The organism is Acinetobacter sp. YQ_14, from assembly GCF_043102985.1.
In the GTDB taxonomy this organism is placed as follows: domain Bacteria; phylum Pseudomonadota; class Gammaproteobacteria; order Pseudomonadales; family Moraxellaceae; genus Acinetobacter; species Acinetobacter venetianus.
The window spans coordinates 1-15,898 of record NZ_JBICJJ010000007.1; the positions used below are offsets into that span (position 1 = coordinate 1).

Below are 15,898 nucleotides of genomic sequence, written 5' to 3' on the forward strand. Positions count from 1 at the left end.
CATTATATTGATCGGTTCAGGTGCAAATTAGCTACACAAAAAAGCCCAGTCATCACTGGGCTTTTAAATTAAACAAACCGAATCGGCTTAAATTCAGGTTCATCTTTGTGATGATCATCATCACACTCTTCACCATCTTTTTTAGTACCACGGTCAATATAACCACTACGCTGTTCTTTCGGTAAATTTTCCATTTCCCAAGCATAAACAGCTTGCATACAAATTTCGCGTTGCTCTTTAGTCAAAGCCACACCATTTGGCCATTTACCAATTTCAACAGCAGTTTTTAAGCGCTCTACAATCTCAGGATTTAAAATAGCGAGCATTTGTTCAATATTCATGATTCATCCTGTTGAAAAGATTCAAAATCTTGATTCCAACCCAGTTTAGTACGGCAAGCCATATAAAAGTCATAACCAGGCGGATGTAATAAGCTAAGTTTAAACGGATGTTTACGAATATGCACGGTGTCACCAACATTTAATGCAACACTGTGTTGTCCATCAGCACTTACCATTGGCAAAACACGATTCTCACGAATTGTAATTTTGATTTCACTCTGACCACCAACCACAATTGGACGAGATGACAATGTGTGAGGATGCATTGGAACAAGAGCAATTGCATCCATACTAGGATGTAGAATCGGCCCACCACCCGACAACGCATAAGCTGTTGAACCAGTAGGTGTTGAAACAATTAAACCATCACTGTGCTGGCGGTACACATACTGACCATCGATATTCAAATCAAAATCAAGCATGTGAACTGATTTACCCGAATGCAATACCACGTCATTTAGCGCAATTGCATCATAAATCGTTTCACCATTCGTCCGAACTTCCATTTCCAATAAGAAACGGCGATCGAGCTGGAATTGGCCTTGTAATACCTGATCAAGTTTAAAAATGGCTTCAGCAGGTTTTATATCAGTTAAAAAACCTAAACGACCGCGGTTAATACCAATGACTGGCGTACTATAGCGAACCAAGGCACGCGCAGCATGTAACAGCGAACCATCACCGCCAACGACGATCACAAGATCTACAACTTCACCCAGCAAGTTACGACTTACTGTTTGACCGTGACTATAAGGTACAAGTTTTGCCGTTTCTTGGTCAAAAACTGGGTTTAAGCCTAAAGTGATCAAATGATCATGAATTAAACATAACGTTTCTACTACAGAATATTTATCTGGTCGCCCAATTAGACCAATATTTCGAAAGGATTTATGGGAAATTTGCACGAATAATTCAGCTCCGCTGCGATTCCTGACTATCATATCATTAACAATCAATGTTGCGTTGATGATTGATTAAAAAGTATAAAAATGTCTATCCGTTGTTTTTTTATACGATTAATGTCAACGGATTCTTAAAGTTTTTATTGCATGTTGCTATTTATTCACAGTTTTATGATTGCAAATTACTGACAAGCTATCGCATCATTACCACCATTGTTTTGGTTTTAACGCAAATCTATGAAGTTTGAACGTGGTATTGGTTTTCTAGCACTTTTATTTTCAATTTTAGTGATCGGTGTTTTTATTGCCTTTAGTATCTATTTGATCCGTTTAGATAATATCATTCGGGACAAGTTTGAAGGTAAGCGTTGGGATATCCCTGCAAAGGTATTTGCTCGGCCTTTAGAGATCTATGCGAATGCACCAATCACTCAAGATAATTTCACCCAAGAATTGAAATTGCTCGGCTACAAAAACACAGCGAATTACGACAAATCAGGTAGCTATGTTGTTCAAGGAAACCAAATGTATGTTCATACACGCGGTTTTGACTATGGTGATAGTACCGACCCTGAACAAGTATTAGAACTTGCTTTCAATGATGGTCAAGTGAGTGATGTACGCTCAACCAAGCCATCAAATACGGGGATCGCACGCTTAGAGCCATTATTGATTGGGGGAATTTATCCTCAGCATAATGAAGACCGTGTACTTATTAAATTAAACAAAGTTCCTAAAACACTCATAGAAGCGTTAATTTCAACCGAAGATCGTAATTTTTATCATCATCATGGTATTTCGATTCGTGGTACTGCCCGTGCAGTAGTTAGCAATATCACAGGTGGTCGACGTCAAGGCGGTTCTACTTTAACTCAACAGTTGGTCAAGAATTTTTATCTTTCACCTGAAAAAACATTGAAGCGTAAGGTTAATGAAGCGTTAATGGCTTTGTTAATTGAGTTGCACTACAGCAAAGATGAGATTCTTGAAGCCTATTTAAATGAAGTAAACCTCGGTCAAAATGGTAACTATTCAATTAATGGCTACGGTTTGGCTTCACAATTTTACTTTGGTTTACCGTTACGTGAGTTAAATATTTCACAACAAGCTTTTTTAGTCGGCTTAGTTCAAGGTCCTTCTTTATATAATCCTTGGCGTAATCCTGAATCAGCAAAAAAACGTCGTGATGTCGTGCTCAATAACATGCTGGTGATGGGCTATCTCACAGAAGCAGAATACCAAGATGAAATTGCTCGTCCTTTAAATGTAGTCAATAAACCAACTTTAGGGCCAGCAAAATTCCCTGATTTCCTTGATATCGTTCGTCGTCAATTACGCACTGAATATCAAGAAAGTGACATTACCAATCAAGGTTTGAGAATTTTTACAACGCTTGATCCTATCGCACAAACACAGGTTCAAAACTCATTCAAGAGTACAGTTGAGCGTTTAGCAAAAAATAATCCTGCTCGCTTAAAGAACCTACAAGGTGCTGTGCTTGTTGCACATCCAGAAAATGGTGAAATCATTGCAGCAGTAGGCTCAACCCAAGACTTTACAGGCTTTAACCGTACTTTAGATGCCAAACGCCAAGTAGGTTCATTATTGAAACCTATTATTTATCTCAATGCGATTGAGTCAGGCCGCTATACATGGGCTAGCCCGATTGAAGATAGCGCTGTAAATATTCCTATTGATGGCGATAAGAGTTGGACACCAAAGAACTATAGTGGCGGTGAACACGGCGTTGTTCCAATGCAACAAGCGCTAGCGAACTCATATAATTTATCGACAGTCCGTTTGGCAAATGAGTTTGGCCTTGCTGCATTTAGTAATAAATTACGACAATTCGGTGTTAGCTCTGACATTCCAGCCTACCCTTCTATTTACCTTGGTGCTGTAAATATGTCACCGATGGAAGTCCTGAGCGTATACGGCAACTTTGCAACGGGTGGCTTTAAATATCCACCACGCTCGATCCGTACAGTTGTTGATGCTAAAGGTCGCCTACTTGATCGTTATGGTTTAAACGTTCAACAAACCATTGATCCAGCTGCTGCCTATATTCTGAATTATGGTTTACAACAAGTCATGCGTTCAGGTACAGGCCGCTCTGCCTATAACAGCCTTCCTGAAACTCTCAATCTTGCAGGTAAATCAGGTACAACTAATGATACCCGTGACTCATGGTTTGCTGGTTACTCTGGTAATAATCTTGCGGTTGTATGGTTAGGCTTAGATGATAACAAAGTGACAGGTTTAACGGGTTCATCAGGTGCTTTACCTGTTTGGATTAATGTGATGAAGCAACTACGCCAAGAACCAGTTAATCTACGTCAAACAGATAATGTTCAGTGGCAATGGATTGATAGTGCAACTGGTGATTTATCTGCTCAAGGCTGTGATGGTGCAATGTATATTCCACTATTAAGACAAACTGTTCCACGTCGTGCAACGGTATGTGGCCAATCACATTATGAAGTGGAGCCGACATATATTCCTCAAACTGATGAAAATCAGGATTATGATCACAACGATGGCATCACTAACTATATTCGAGAAAGTGAAAACCAAATGGATGCTGACCTGAACAATCACACAGCTCCAAGCCGCGTTATTTCAAGCGGTAGTTACAACGGTGACAACTAAATCTACAAGGATGTTTTTAGTATGATGAAGAAAATTACATTGATTATTGGTGCATTAGTTCTTGCTGGCTGTACAGCTGCACCTGAAAGAACAACCAAACCACCAACTCACTCAACGCAAAATAAGACTCAAAAGAAGAAAGTTGAACAACCTTCTTCTGGCGTCAAAATTACGCCTTATGAGCAGAAAGAAATTAAACGTCAAAATGTGCCTGTGATTGTTCCTGAGCAAAAAGTTCAACAGAAGTTTAATGACGGAAGCCAACTTCCTGCTTTTAGAAACTTGATGCAAAAGACTCAAACAGCCTTTAAACAACGCAAATATACTGAGGCTGAGCGTTATGCACTTCAAGCACAACGCATCGCTCCACAAGCTTCTGAAACCTATTTGTATCTAGGCTTAATTGCCGAACAGAATAAGGAATATGCAAATGCAGAAGCCTTAGCACGTCGTGGTTTAAGCTATGCTCAAAGCAATGCGATGAAAAAACAACTTTGGTTAATCGTATTACGTGCGAGTCAAGCACGTAATCATCCCGTCAAAGCACAAGAAGCCAAGAAAGCAATTCAGGCACTTTAATTTATACTATTGAATTAAATTGACTTATTCCTGCAAGCCCATAAGCGTGATGTTTCTGGGCTTGTTCTATTTCTGTTGGTGCAACACCACCAAGTGCAAAAACTGGAATATCACTCCTCTGTGCTAAGTCCGAAAAATTATCCCAGCCTAGAACTTTCGTATCTGGATGTGTTGCTGTCGCGTTTACAGGGCTAAGCAGGATTGCATCACAACCCAAATGATGTGCATGTTGAATTGATACCGCATCATGGCATGCTGCTAAAAAACGTTTGCTAATATTTAGATCACCTTTACTCAAACTCATAAGTTGTGATTGTTTTAGGTGAATGGTTGAAATTTTGTCTTTTAGCTCAGTATTTAAGCGTTTCCAGATATCAAAATTAATAGCTAACTTAGCTAACTGCCGATCATCTAATTCAAGCAGTTGTTGTTCAATTTGCTTTATATCTGCTAATTCAGTCCGCCAATAAAATAAGCTTTCTTGTTGTGGTAAAGCGGATAATTCATGATTTATTTTTATTAAATGCGGCCAAATCAAACGATCTAAAATTGCAGCATTTGCTTTAGGAAAGTTTAGCTCTGCGAGTTGATCGCGGTCAAACCATACCCACGGCTGATGAATTAAGCTAAGTAATTCTTCTGGTACATAAGCATGGAATAAGTGTAAATTTACCATAATGTCATCATACTCATGACATATCACATCAAATCTATGCCAATCTTTTAAACCGATTCCAACCTCCTCATAAATTTCTCTTCTACACGCTTGTTCAGGTGTTTCCCCTTTTTCCACCTTTCCACCAGGAAATTCATGCTTATTTCCTTGATGCTGATTAGCTTGTCTCCAACCCACTAAAACTTTGGATTTGTGTAATAAAATTGCGATTGCAACATCAACTGTAGCTTTTGCCATAACAGTCTAAAATCTCTCATCTTTTCCAGTTAATTTTAAGTAATTAAAACAATCTTTCCCATGCCATTTTAGGAAATAAATAAATCATTTTGTAAATTATAAAAATTTCCGTTGACAGGTCTATTCGATAATGATTATCATTTAAAACATTAAGAAATACACCACGGAGCATAACAAATGAACGCACCATTTAACTTATTTACTCGCAGCACTGATGCAGCTCAATCGCTACCAATGCTACATTCAAACAACCTTTTTGCTTTAGGGCGTGAAATTAGAATTATGCATGCAGGTGAAGAATATCGTTTACGGTTAACTCGAAATAACCGTTTGATTTTAACGAAGTAATATAATAATAACCGAATAAGAATAAACGTGGGAATAGCAGTATGTCAGCGCGTACTGCTCTTTTTGTTTTGCTTAAGATTTTATCAATATGATTTCCACATCTGAAAACCATATCGATCATTTAACTCACAATTAACTTAAAGGTACAATCCTTAATACTTCTTCTAAAGTCGTGACTCCTTCAATGACTTTACGCGCACCAGCAATTCTCAAAGGTTCAATGCCTTCTTTCTTCGCTCTCGCTCTCAACTGATCAAGCGTGCCATTTGCACTAATCAATGATTTTAGTTCCAAGCTTACTGGCATAAACTCATAGATACCCACACGACCTTTGTAACCCGTTTGACGACAAACCTCACAGCCTACAGCTTTATACATTGTCGTTGGCATTTCCATGATGTAGTCAAAGGTGAGATGCTCCCACTCTTGCTCATTCATTTGTGTTTCTTGCTTACAATGTGGGCATAATCGACGTACCAGACGCTGCGCCAATACACCTAAAATGGTCGCTGCGGTTAAAAATGGCTGAACACCCAGATCATGTAACCGGGTAAGACTTGATGGTGCATCATTGGTATGCAAGGTTGATAAGACCAAATGCCCTGTTAATGCTGCTTGAATTGCCATGTTCGCTGTGTCATGGTCGCGAATCTCACCTACCATAATAATGTCAGGGTCTTGACGCATTAAAGCTCGCACGCCATCTGCAAAACCAAGTTCAATATTTGGATTGACCTGCATTTGGTTAAAACTTGGCTCTAACATCTCAATAGGATCTTCAATCGTACAGACATTAACTTGTTCTGTTGCCAACTGTTTTAGCGATGAATATAAAGTCGTAGTCTTACCTGAACCCGTAGGCCCAGTCACCAGAATAATGCCATGACTATGCTGAGTGAGCGATTGCCAGCTTTGTAACAAATGACCTTCAAATCCAAGTTGTTGGAAACTGCGTACCAACACTTCAGGGTCAAAAATACGCATTACAAGCTTTTCACCAAAAGCTGTTGGCAAAGTAGAAAGACGCAATTCTGTTTCTTGGCCTTTAGGTGTTCTTGTTTTTAAACGGCCATCTTGCGGTTTACGTTTTTCCGCGACATTCATACGTCCTAAAATTTTAATACGCGAAATCACAGCCGTAAGCGTATTTGCAGGCATGTTATAGATAGTATGTAATACACCATCAATACGAAAACGTACTTTTCCTTTATCCTTTCTTGGTTCCAAATGAATATCACTAGCGCCTTGTTCAAAAGCAAATTGCAATACCCAATCTACAAGTTTGACAATATGCTGATCATTTGCATCAGGGTTTTGTGTATCCCCTAATTGTAATAATGCTTCAACCCCTTTATTTTCACGATCATAAAGATTGGCATTTTGTGATGAATTAACAGCACGACTCACTTGGTAATATTCCACCAAATAACGCTGTAATTGTTCTGGGCTCAGTAAAACTGCTTCAATCTTTTTCGGCGCTAAACTTCGTTCTAAGTTATTTTTCCATTCCAAAGAAAACGGTTGGCTTGTACCAATCAGAAGTTTTTCAGCATGTACCTCTACCGCCAAAATATGGTTACGTACAGCAAATTCTTGTGACATAACACTGGTTAATGCAGTCACATCAGCTTTTAGTGGATCAATCACATATAGAGGAATTTGTGCTTTTTCAGCTAGCCATTGGCATAAGCGATTTAGTGTTAAGTTTGTAGCAGGATTTACTTGATCTTTTAGATTAAAACTCGCAATCCATTGTAATGGATGCCATTTCAACTGATCTTTTTGACGGTGTGTTGTTTGAATTAACAACTTGTCACGCTCTGTAATACGCCCGTCTTTTTGTAATTGTTCTAAACACCAAAATATATCGATTTCAAAGTTAAACGTCATTGTTATACCCCAATTAAGCACTATACTATAACAGAGTTTTCTTGAAAAAATTTAGATCATTTTTACTGTTTATTTTGCGTTAAATGCATTATAAAAACATATAGATAACGAATTACTCATCACAGAAATTTGACTAATTTTTTGTTATCCAGTCATAGAACATCACCAACAAAGTTCGAAGCCTTAGCCGATTTTAAAATAAGTAAATAATCAAAGAGATTACATATGAATGATGTCATCACATTATCGCTACAAGATACACCATTTAATCAGTTGATCATGATTTTTGCAGTCTCTCTAGGGTGTGGTTTACTTATCGGTTTAGAACGCGAACGAAGTAAAGGAAAACATAAAAGCAAAACATTTGCAGGTTTTAGAACTTTTGCCATTGCAGCTTTATTAGGAACGCTGTGCTTTCTATTCAATTTTGTTATTGGCATTGTTGGCGCACTTTTAGTTGGGGCAATGAGTATCGCTTCTCTTAAAAACCAGCAAGAAGACCCAGGTGTAACCACTGAACTTGCTTTTATCATGACTTACTTTATTGGCGCGGTATGCATCTGGAATATCACATTAGCTGCTGGACTCGCCGTTTTATTAACTATTTTACTCATGGCAAAAGAATCTCTACATGGCATTGCCAATCAATGGATCAGTGAAAATGAACTACGCGATGGTGTATTACTTCTTTCTTTAGTTTTAATTGGATTACCACTGGTTCCTGATCAAGCTTTTTGGGGTCCTGTATTAAACCCATATACGATCCTAAAATTACTTAGCCTTATTCTTTTTGTTCAAGCTTTAGCACATATTGCCAAAAGATTACTTTCTTCAAAAAACGCATTGGCACTTTCATCTTTAGCCTCTGGCTTTGTTTCAAGTACCGCAACAGTCGCCAATTTAGGCATGGAAGTACGCAATAATAATGCTGATCCAATTGTTAATGCTGGTGCAGCATTGATGTCTTGTGTTTCAACACTTATTCAAATGTTGATCATTGTTGCAAGTATCAGTTTTGCATGGTTAAAACTCATTTTCTTACCGACTTTGATCGCAACTTTTATTTTGTTCATTTGGTCTTGGTATCTGATGCGCCGATCTGACACGATAGATCATGTGATTGATACAGACTCAAAAATGTTTAGTTTTAAAAATGCTGTGATTATCACATTTGCGTTATCAGGTATCCAAGTTGCAATTTATGCACTTAACCTATGGTTAGGGAGCACAGGACTTATACTGGGTACAGTGATCGCATCCCTATTCGAAATACATGCTGCTATCGCTGCAATTGTGGTACAAGGTGAACCAGAGACAGCTCAATCAATGCCTTTATTGATCGCCTTTATGGTTGGCTTACTCGCACATTCTATTTCTAAAAGCATCAATGCTGGCCTAACTGGTGGCTACCATTATGCACTGGCATTTGTTCCAGCACAAATTGTACATATGGCTATTTTGGCTATCCTATTGTGGTTTAGAATTTAAGTCTTCAATATTATAGGCTTAAAATAAAGATTCGGTTATCTACAATTTTAAAGTTTACATCCCACTCTGAAAATTTCATCTTATATACTCGCTCTTCGTCGTCATGATATGCAGGGCGTGGATCTAAAGATAAAACTTCAACCAGTTCTTCTAGCTTTTTTTTGATTGAAGCATCAGCTTTTATCAAATCAAATTGCTGTATTTGAGCTGATTCTGACCAAACAATGTTTTTACGTTTAGGCACATCTTGTGCGTATCCGCTCACGGCATCTGCAATTGCATCAGAATATTGAATATAAGGTTTGATATCTAAAATAGGCGTGCCGTTTAATAAATCACTTCCAGTTACATACAGCCGAAGTGTCTTTCCTTGCTTTTCAACACGCAAAAATCGCACAACAGATAAACCTATTGGCGAAGGTCGATACATGCTTCGCGTTGCAAAAACACCTATTTTTTGATTCCCGCCAAGCCGTGGTGGTCGTACTTGAGGACGAAATTTAGACATTTGATTCAAAGAGTTATCATTATTTTTATTTTCATGGAACTGCCATAGTAACCATAAATGACTAAACTCTTCGATCCCCTCGAAAGCTAAAATATCATTGTATGGCTCAATCATATCAATGTAGGACTCGACTTGGACCAGGTTGGGCTGTCTCGGTATGCCGAATTTTTCGTTATAAGGTGAATGCATATACCCAATGATCGGCATAACAACAGAGTTAATCATCACTTTTTCTGATAAACACAATTAAATATATTCAGTTTATCGAGAATGTTTTTAGATTAGAATAGCAATCTGTTTCTTTTAACTGTGATCGAGACCTTTAATGGCTGCTTTTAACGTTGAACGCATTACTGATGTTCACCACTGGAATGACACACTTTTCAGTTTTAAAACTACACGCGACGCTAGCTTACGTTTTAAAAATGGTCAGTTTGTGATGATCGGACTTGAAGTGAATGGTAAGCCTTTAATGCGTGCTTATTCGATCGCGAGTGCGAATTATGAAGAAGAACTAGAATTCTTCTCTATTAAAGTACAAGACGGTCCTTTAACTTCCATTTTACAAAAAGTTCAAGTGGGTGATGAAATCCTTATTTCTAAAAAACCTACAGGTACTTTAGTACACGATGATTTATTACCTGGTAAAAATTTATACCTTTTATCTTCTGGAACTGGACTTGCGCCTTTCTTAGCTTTACTACGTGATCCAGAAACTTACGAAAAATTTGAAAAAGTAATCATGGTACACGGTACGCGCTACGTTTCTGAACTCGCATATCAAGACTTAATTTTAAACGAGCTTCCTAACCATGAATTCTTCCAAGAGTTAGGTATCAAAGATAAATTGGTCTATTACCCAACAGTTACTCGTGAACCATTCCACACTCAAGGCCGCGTAACGACAGCAATCGAGTCTGGTGAACTTTTTGAAAAAATTGGTTTACCACGTTTCAATCGTGAAACTGACCGAGCGATGCTTTGCGGTAGCCCTGCTTTCTTGAAAGACGTTGCGGCATTATTAGACCAACATGGTTTAGTAGAATCACCACGTATGGGTGTAATGGGTGATTATGTAATCGAACGCGCATTCGTTGAAAAATAATACCTATCATAAAAAAACCGAGGTTTATACCTCGGTTTTTTATTTATTAATTAAAACTTCACAACCACTTAAATAAATATTAAAATTTAAAAAGCTTTAATATATTATTAAGTATTAACTTAATAATTAGGCAGCATCGAGTGATATTAATCGCTCAATATAATACCAACACTCTTCAATTTGATGATGATCTTTATTCACTTTTGCATATGCAGTCATTCCATCCAAAATATTAATGTACATCGACGTTAATACATGAGGTTGATAGACCTTTGCCTTTTCAAATAAACCTTCAACCAAACCCATTAACCACTCTCTATATTCAACGATCGGTTTGATAATAGAGGGATAGGTTTGTAATATTTCTAATGATGCTTTTTGAAACATACAACCATGGAAGTCATCTGAGTTAAACCATGCTAAGTGCCAAAAATAGACTGCCTTAATTTTGCCAAGATAGTCATCTTCTTTTTGTAAACTCACCTCATACTCAATTGCAGCTTGGATGCTTTTATTTCGACGTGATAAGCACTCTTCTATCAAGCTTTCTTTAGATGGGAAATACTTGTAAAAAGTCATTTTTGCTACACCTGACTCGCTAATGATTCGATCAACCCCAACCGAGCTATAGTTATGGCGATTAAAGAGATTAAGAGCCGTTTCAATAATATCTTCTTTTTTTGACATGTTATTATCCTTTTAGAATTTTAAAAACAACTTAATGTATTATTTAGACACGGTTAAAGCTGGATAATTCTGGCAACCATGTTCCTTCATATTATTTTATGAGTATTACAGAAAATAGCTAAAAATACCTTATCTACACCTATATAAATTAAGCAAAAAGTCACACACAGACAAGCTAATTTGTAAAAAAATCTTTCGATTCTTAAAAAATTAAAATATTAAGTGAACTACCTCACCTTTTCTTAAAAATAGATTAAATCTACAAAGTTTATTTTAATTTTTCAGATTGTTTAATAAATTGATTTCACAAAAAAATCATTTTATATTTAAATTATCCAATAAAAAGGTATTTGGTTGATCTAATAGTTATATTCATAAGCAACCAAAGCAAATCGAAACTATATAATTGGAAAAAGCAATAATATTAATTCATTGAGTAGAAGACTATGCCAAAAAAATTCGAAGATTTTGACAACCCTAGACAGAAAGCTATAGACGGAATGAAAAATAGTATTTCTGAAACGTTATGGAATAAGAACCTGAATTTTCTGAAAGAATTACGCGCAGAAATTTCAAATCATCCAGTTTCAAAGCACCCCGCAATCCAGCTATTAAATGATGGCTTGATTGATAAAGAAACCTTAAAACATATTCATTTAGAATATCGACATGCCATTGTCCAAGTGTTTACAGATGCGTTGTTGATGGCACAATTTCAAACCAAGCAACTTGAGCCACGTCTTTTATCGGGTTCGAAGATGTATCCTCGCTTTTTATTAAATCTTAACATTCTGGATGAATTCGGTTTCCGTCCTGCAGTTGATAAAGATGGCTATTACTCTGGTAATCCTCAATATGCGCACTATCCATTGTTTGAAGATGTGCTTGGTGATTTTGAATTATCGCAATCTGAGCGTAATAATTACCAACCATCAATTATTGCACAACAAGTTCGAAACTATTTAGAACGTTCATTTGATCGTTACCAAGCTGTTTCGGCTCTACTTGCTGTAGCAGAAGAAGAAGTTATTCTGTTTAGCCCTGCTTTACGTCAAGCAACCAAAGCTATTGGATTTGATGTTGATGGCGGTTACTACTATGTACACGGCGTATCACATGATGAAACAGCTGAAGCGGCAGATGATGATCATGAAGATGATTTATGGTTTGTACTTGCTCAAGCATGCGTCGAATCAGATTACGCAGCAATTCGTCAAATCTGTTTGGAATACTGTGATTTATGGCAGCAATTTTGGGATGAGCAAATTGCAACTTATCAATATGAAACTTTCCGAAAACTGGCTTAGTTTTAGATCAAGGTCATTTCTATACTCAATATTGAAGTGACCTTGTCATTTAGAACAATAGTGATCTATGTGCTGCTACGCCCGCCATTGTTCCATCTCCTACAGCCAATGAAACAGAACCACCTAAACGCGCAACATCTCCACAAGCAAAAACACCAGTAACTGAAGTTTCTTTCAATGTATTGGTTTTAATCATTTCACCCATAGAGTTCTGTTCTAACTCACATCCTAGATTAACAATCCACTCTTGATTAATTAGACATCGTGTACTCACAAACGCCCCATCTAAAGCAACCGAGCTATCATCTTCTAAAACAATATTGCATTCTCCATTAATTTTTTTAATCCTTCTTTTTTCAATCTTGATATTTCGAGCTTGCAGTGCTTGTTCTGTTTCTATATCAATACCTTGATTATTTAAGAATAAAGTGACACTCCCTCAATCAATCAACATCATCGACATATGGATAGAATGTTCTGATGAGGCAATGATTCCAATATTGCCTTTATTTAACTCATAACCATGACAATATGGACAATGAAAAATACTGGTTCCCCATCGCTCTGAAACTCCCTTAATTTCGGGTAATTGATCTTTTATACCTGTGGCTATGATCAAACGTTTTGCTGTTAAGGATTGAACGCCATCAATACAAACATGGAAATGCCCATCTTTCGTTTCAACTCGCTTTACTTTGCCTTGCTGCCAATTCACAGTTTCATATTTCATTAATTGCTGTTTGCCAATATGCGCAATTTCACTTGCAGACGTACCATCTTGAGTCAAAAAGCCATGAGAAAATTCGGCAAAGCGATTTCTCCTTTCTCCTGCATCGATAATGACAACATTTCGTCTCGCTCTAGCCAAAGGTAACGCAGCTGCTAAACCCGCATAGCTTCCACCAATAATTGCAACATCATAAATCATAATCACACCCATAAGTAACTTTTAAAGTTACAATAAAGCTATTCTTTTTATTTTGCAACTTTTGATGTTACATTAAGACAACTTTAACTTTTACAATCCTACCTTATGCGAACAGACAGCAAGCTTTCACGAATGCTACATGTGCTCTTACACATGGCTAGAAATAACAAGACTTATACTTCTGATGAAATAGCGCAAATGCTAGTTACCAATCCAGTGGTGATTCGAAGGACTATGGCTGGCTTGAAAAAAGCAGGCTTTATTCATTCTGAAAAAGGTCCTAAAGGCGGTTGGTCATTGGTTGAAGACCTAAGTAAAATTACGCTTTTTGATATTTATAATGCGGTTGGCGAGCCAACTATTTTTGCAATGGGCAATGAAAGAGCAAATCCAGATTGTGCTGTCGAAAGAGTCGTAAATGCTGCTTTAGATGATGCAATGAATCAAGCGCAAACGATCTTACTTACCCAACTCAAGGCAACGACACTTGCCGATCTGGCATTGGGGTTTGATCAGATTTGTACTCAGGAATCTTTTAAGTAATTGCAGATACGCTAGATAAAACCAACGTCATCAAGACATATTTTTCAATGTAAAAATTCGCCAAATTTATCTGCATCGAGTTGAGAATTACAATACAATTCAACTTTGTTTTTAATTTCTTCCGCTATGTTTTCACAATTTGACGTTAACTTACTTGTATTGTTGATTCTTTTAGGCTGTGGAATCTTTAGTCATAATACAGCCGTGACCGTGGCTGCTGGTGTTTTGATTCTCGTGAAGCTTACGCCTCTTGATCAGTTTTTCCCTTTTATACAGCAACATGGGCTTAATGTCGGCATCATCATTTTGACCATTGGTGTACTATCGCCAATCGCAAGTGGCAAACTAAGCGGTGAAAGTATTCTAAAATCTTTTGTAAGCTGGAAATCACTTCTCGCGATCGCTGTCGGACTATTAGTGGCATGGTTGGGTGGCCGTGGAGTGAAGCTCATGAGCAATCAACCAGATGTCGTCGCGGGTTTATTAATCGGGACTGTTGCAGGCGTTGCCCTACTACGAGGAGTTCCAGTTGGCCCTCTCATCGCAGCAGGAATATTATCGGTTTTGATTGGTAAGTCTTAGTTTAAGCACGATCAGCGTTCATAATAAACTGCACGCTTTTGTGAAAACTTTTCCAACTGCTTTAAAAAGCCCTCAAAATAGCTCTTTTCTGTGTCTTCTGTACGATAGCCCGCATAAAGTGTACGTCTTAAACCTTTTGTCGATACACAGTCTAAACGGCGGCTGACCACCCATCCTTTTTGTTCATATTCATTGACAACCCAATCTGGTAAAGCCGCTATACCTCGTCCACTTGCAACCAATTGAATCAGCATTTGCGTTAAATCGGTCGTCCGAATGTGCTTTGGATGAATATTTGCAGGGATAAACAGATGCGCCATGATATCCAAACGATGTTTATCGACAGGATAGGTAATCAATGTTTCTTCTGCCAAATCTTGAATCAAAACTTTTTCAGCACGCACTAATGGATGCGTAGTTGATAATACTAAACGCGATTCATATTCAAAAATTGGAAAATATTCAATCCCTTTCAAAGCAATTGGATCGGCGGTAATAAGTAAATCAAACTCTGCATTCTGTAATAATTCATGTGGATTAGATTCAAAACCTGCTGCAAAATCTAGGTCAACATCAGGATATTGTTGACGGTATTGATTAAGCAAAGGCATTAACCAATCAAAGCAACTGTGGCATTCAGATGAAAAAATGATACGTCCAGTTTGACCATGCACAATACGAGTAATATCTGTTTGCGCAATTTGAACTTGCGGCAATACATCATCCGCCAGTTTAAGCAGTCGTTGCCCCACATTAGAGAAAGCCACAGGACGACTACGGCGGTTGACTACCTCAACGCCATACCAATGATCAAGTTCTTTTAATTGATGTGAAATTGCTGAAGGTGTGAGACATAAATCTGCTGCCGCAGCGACCAATGAACCATGCTCTCTTAAAGCAAGAAGCGTTTTTAAATGACGAAGTTCTAACATGAATAATAACCAGAAAAACAACAACTTTCCTTTAATCTAAATCTAGTCAATGCACAGATAGAAAGGATAAGCTGCTGCCCTTTAATTTATTAATTGAATTGTTTTCATCTTAACATAGCATTAATGAGATAGTCTCAACATGAATTCTATTTAATTGTTATTTTATTAAATGAAATTTAATTATTTGAAATATCAC

General features: G+C 37.5%; 15 protein-coding genes and 1 pseudogene. 8 read left to right on the forward strand and 8 right to left on the reverse strand.

All coding sequences use genetic code 11. From position 1 onward, the window contains the following. Positions 1 to 68 precede the first annotated feature (68 nt). Together ACF8D3_RS03575 and ACF8D3_RS03580 are read right to left on the reverse strand one after the other, a co-directional pair. Entirely contained in the window at positions 69 to 341 is a 273-nt protein-coding gene (locus tag ACF8D3_RS03575) for a YeaC family protein (protein ID WP_136458442.1), read from the reverse strand. Next, complete coding sequence (locus ACF8D3_RS03580; protein WP_004879991.1) at positions 338 to 1,246, reverse strand: NAD(+) kinase; 909 nt, start codon at positions 1,244 to 1,246, stop codon at positions 338 to 340. Before ACF8D3_RS03580 ends, ACF8D3_RS03575 begins: the two co-directional genes overlap by 4 nt. A gap of 234 nt (positions 1,247 to 1,480) precedes the next feature. On the opposite strand from ACF8D3_RS03580, the gene mrcB reads away from it, so the two are divergent. Next, on the forward strand, positions 1,481 to 3,892 hold the full coding sequence (gene mrcB / locus ACF8D3_RS03585) for a penicillin-binding protein 1B (RefSeq protein ID WP_392470202.1): 2,412 nt from the start codon (positions 1,481 to 1,483) through the stop codon (positions 3,890 to 3,892). Positions 3,893 to 3,913: 21 nt separating this feature from the next. Continuing rightward, a complete protein-coding gene (locus tag ACF8D3_RS03590; RefSeq protein ID WP_023012553.1) occupies positions 3,914 to 4,471 on the forward strand; it encodes a tetratricopeptide repeat protein in 558 nt (185 codons plus the stop codon). Between the two features lies 1 nt (position 4,472). Here the strand turns inward: ACF8D3_RS03590 and ACF8D3_RS03595 are convergent, their stop codons facing one another. After that, the gene (locus ACF8D3_RS03595) at positions 4,473 to 5,384 is read right to left on the reverse strand and encodes an NUDIX domain-containing protein (RefSeq protein ID WP_392470204.1); all 912 of its coding nucleotides are present in this window, start codon (positions 5,382 to 5,384) and stop codon (positions 4,473 to 4,475) included. A 177-nt stretch (positions 5,385 to 5,561) separates the two neighbouring features. Between ACF8D3_RS03595 and hemP the strand changes: the two genes are divergently transcribed. Further along, on the forward strand, positions 5,562 to 5,732 hold the full coding sequence (gene hemP, locus ACF8D3_RS03600; protein WP_004661888.1) for a hemin uptake protein HemP: 171 nt from the start codon (positions 5,562 to 5,564) through the stop codon (positions 5,730 to 5,732). A 132-nt stretch (positions 5,733 to 5,864) separates the two neighbouring features. Here the strand turns inward: hemP and ACF8D3_RS03605 are convergent, their stop codons facing one another. Beyond that, entirely contained in the window at positions 5,865 to 7,622 is a 1,758-nt protein-coding gene (locus tag ACF8D3_RS03605; protein WP_392470206.1) for a GspE/PulE family protein, read from the reverse strand. 225 nt (positions 7,623 to 7,847) lie between these two features. Between ACF8D3_RS03605 and ACF8D3_RS03610 the strand changes: the two genes are divergently transcribed. Further along, a complete protein-coding gene (locus ACF8D3_RS03610; protein WP_392470208.1) occupies positions 7,848 to 9,110 on the forward strand; it encodes an MgtC/SapB family protein in 1,263 nt (420 codons plus the stop codon). 10 nt (positions 9,111 to 9,120) lie between these two features. Here ACF8D3_RS03610 and tsaA read toward each other — a convergent pair whose 3' ends face one another. Further along, positions 9,121 to 9,825, reverse strand: coding sequence for a tRNA (N6-threonylcarbamoyladenosine(37)-N6)-methyltransferase TrmO (tsaA, locus tag ACF8D3_RS03615; protein WP_392470306.1), 705 nt, complete (start codon positions 9,823 to 9,825; stop codon positions 9,121 to 9,123). Between the two features lie 118 nt (positions 9,826 to 9,943). Here tsaA and ACF8D3_RS03620 point away from each other — a divergent pair, with 118 nt between their 5' ends. After that, positions 9,944 to 10,723 carry a ferredoxin--NADP reductase gene (locus ACF8D3_RS03620; protein WP_004880003.1) on the forward strand — a complete coding sequence of 260 codons (780 nt, stop codon included), beginning with the start codon at positions 9,944 to 9,946 and terminating at the stop codon, positions 10,721 to 10,723. Between the two features lie 126 nt (positions 10,724 to 10,849). Here the strand turns inward: ACF8D3_RS03620 and ACF8D3_RS03625 are convergent, their stop codons facing one another. Beyond that, positions 10,850 to 11,410 (reverse strand): TetR/AcrR family transcriptional regulator, encoded by a 561-nt coding sequence (locus tag ACF8D3_RS03625; protein ID WP_004880004.1) that lies wholly within the window; start codon positions 11,408 to 11,410, stop codon positions 10,850 to 10,852. A 446-nt stretch (positions 11,411 to 11,856) separates the two neighbouring features. On the opposite strand from ACF8D3_RS03625, the gene ACF8D3_RS03630 reads away from it, so the two are divergent. Then, positions 11,857 to 12,717, forward strand: a complete 861-nt coding sequence (locus tag ACF8D3_RS03630) for a hypothetical protein (RefSeq protein ID WP_392470209.1) — start codon at positions 11,857 to 11,859, stop codon at positions 12,715 to 12,717. A gap of 49 nt (positions 12,718 to 12,766) precedes the next feature. Here the strand turns inward: ACF8D3_RS03630 and ACF8D3_RS03635 are convergent. After that, positions 12,767 to 13,645, reverse strand: a pseudogene (locus ACF8D3_RS03635) (NAD(P)/FAD-dependent oxidoreductase). Between the two features lie 105 nt (positions 13,646 to 13,750). On the opposite strand from ACF8D3_RS03635, the gene ACF8D3_RS03640 reads away from it, so the two are divergent. Both ACF8D3_RS03640 and ACF8D3_RS03645 read left to right on the forward strand, forming a co-directional pair. Continuing rightward, positions 13,751 to 14,188 (forward strand): Rrf2 family transcriptional regulator, encoded by a 438-nt coding sequence (locus tag ACF8D3_RS03640; RefSeq protein WP_061392146.1) that lies wholly within the window; start codon positions 13,751 to 13,753, stop codon positions 14,186 to 14,188. Between the two features lie 126 nt (positions 14,189 to 14,314). Beyond that, positions 14,315 to 14,770 carry a DUF441 domain-containing protein gene (locus ACF8D3_RS03645; RefSeq protein WP_061523831.1) on the forward strand — a complete coding sequence of 152 codons (456 nt, stop codon included), beginning with the start codon at positions 14,315 to 14,317 and terminating at the stop codon, positions 14,768 to 14,770. Between the two features lie 11 nt (positions 14,771 to 14,781). Here the strand turns inward: ACF8D3_RS03645 and ACF8D3_RS03650 are convergent, their stop codons facing one another. Continuing rightward, positions 14,782 to 15,702 carry a LysR family transcriptional regulator gene (locus ACF8D3_RS03650; protein WP_392470211.1) on the reverse strand — a complete coding sequence of 307 codons (921 nt, stop codon included), beginning with the start codon at positions 15,700 to 15,702 and terminating at the stop codon, positions 14,782 to 14,784. Positions 15,703 to 15,898 lie beyond the last annotated feature (196 nt).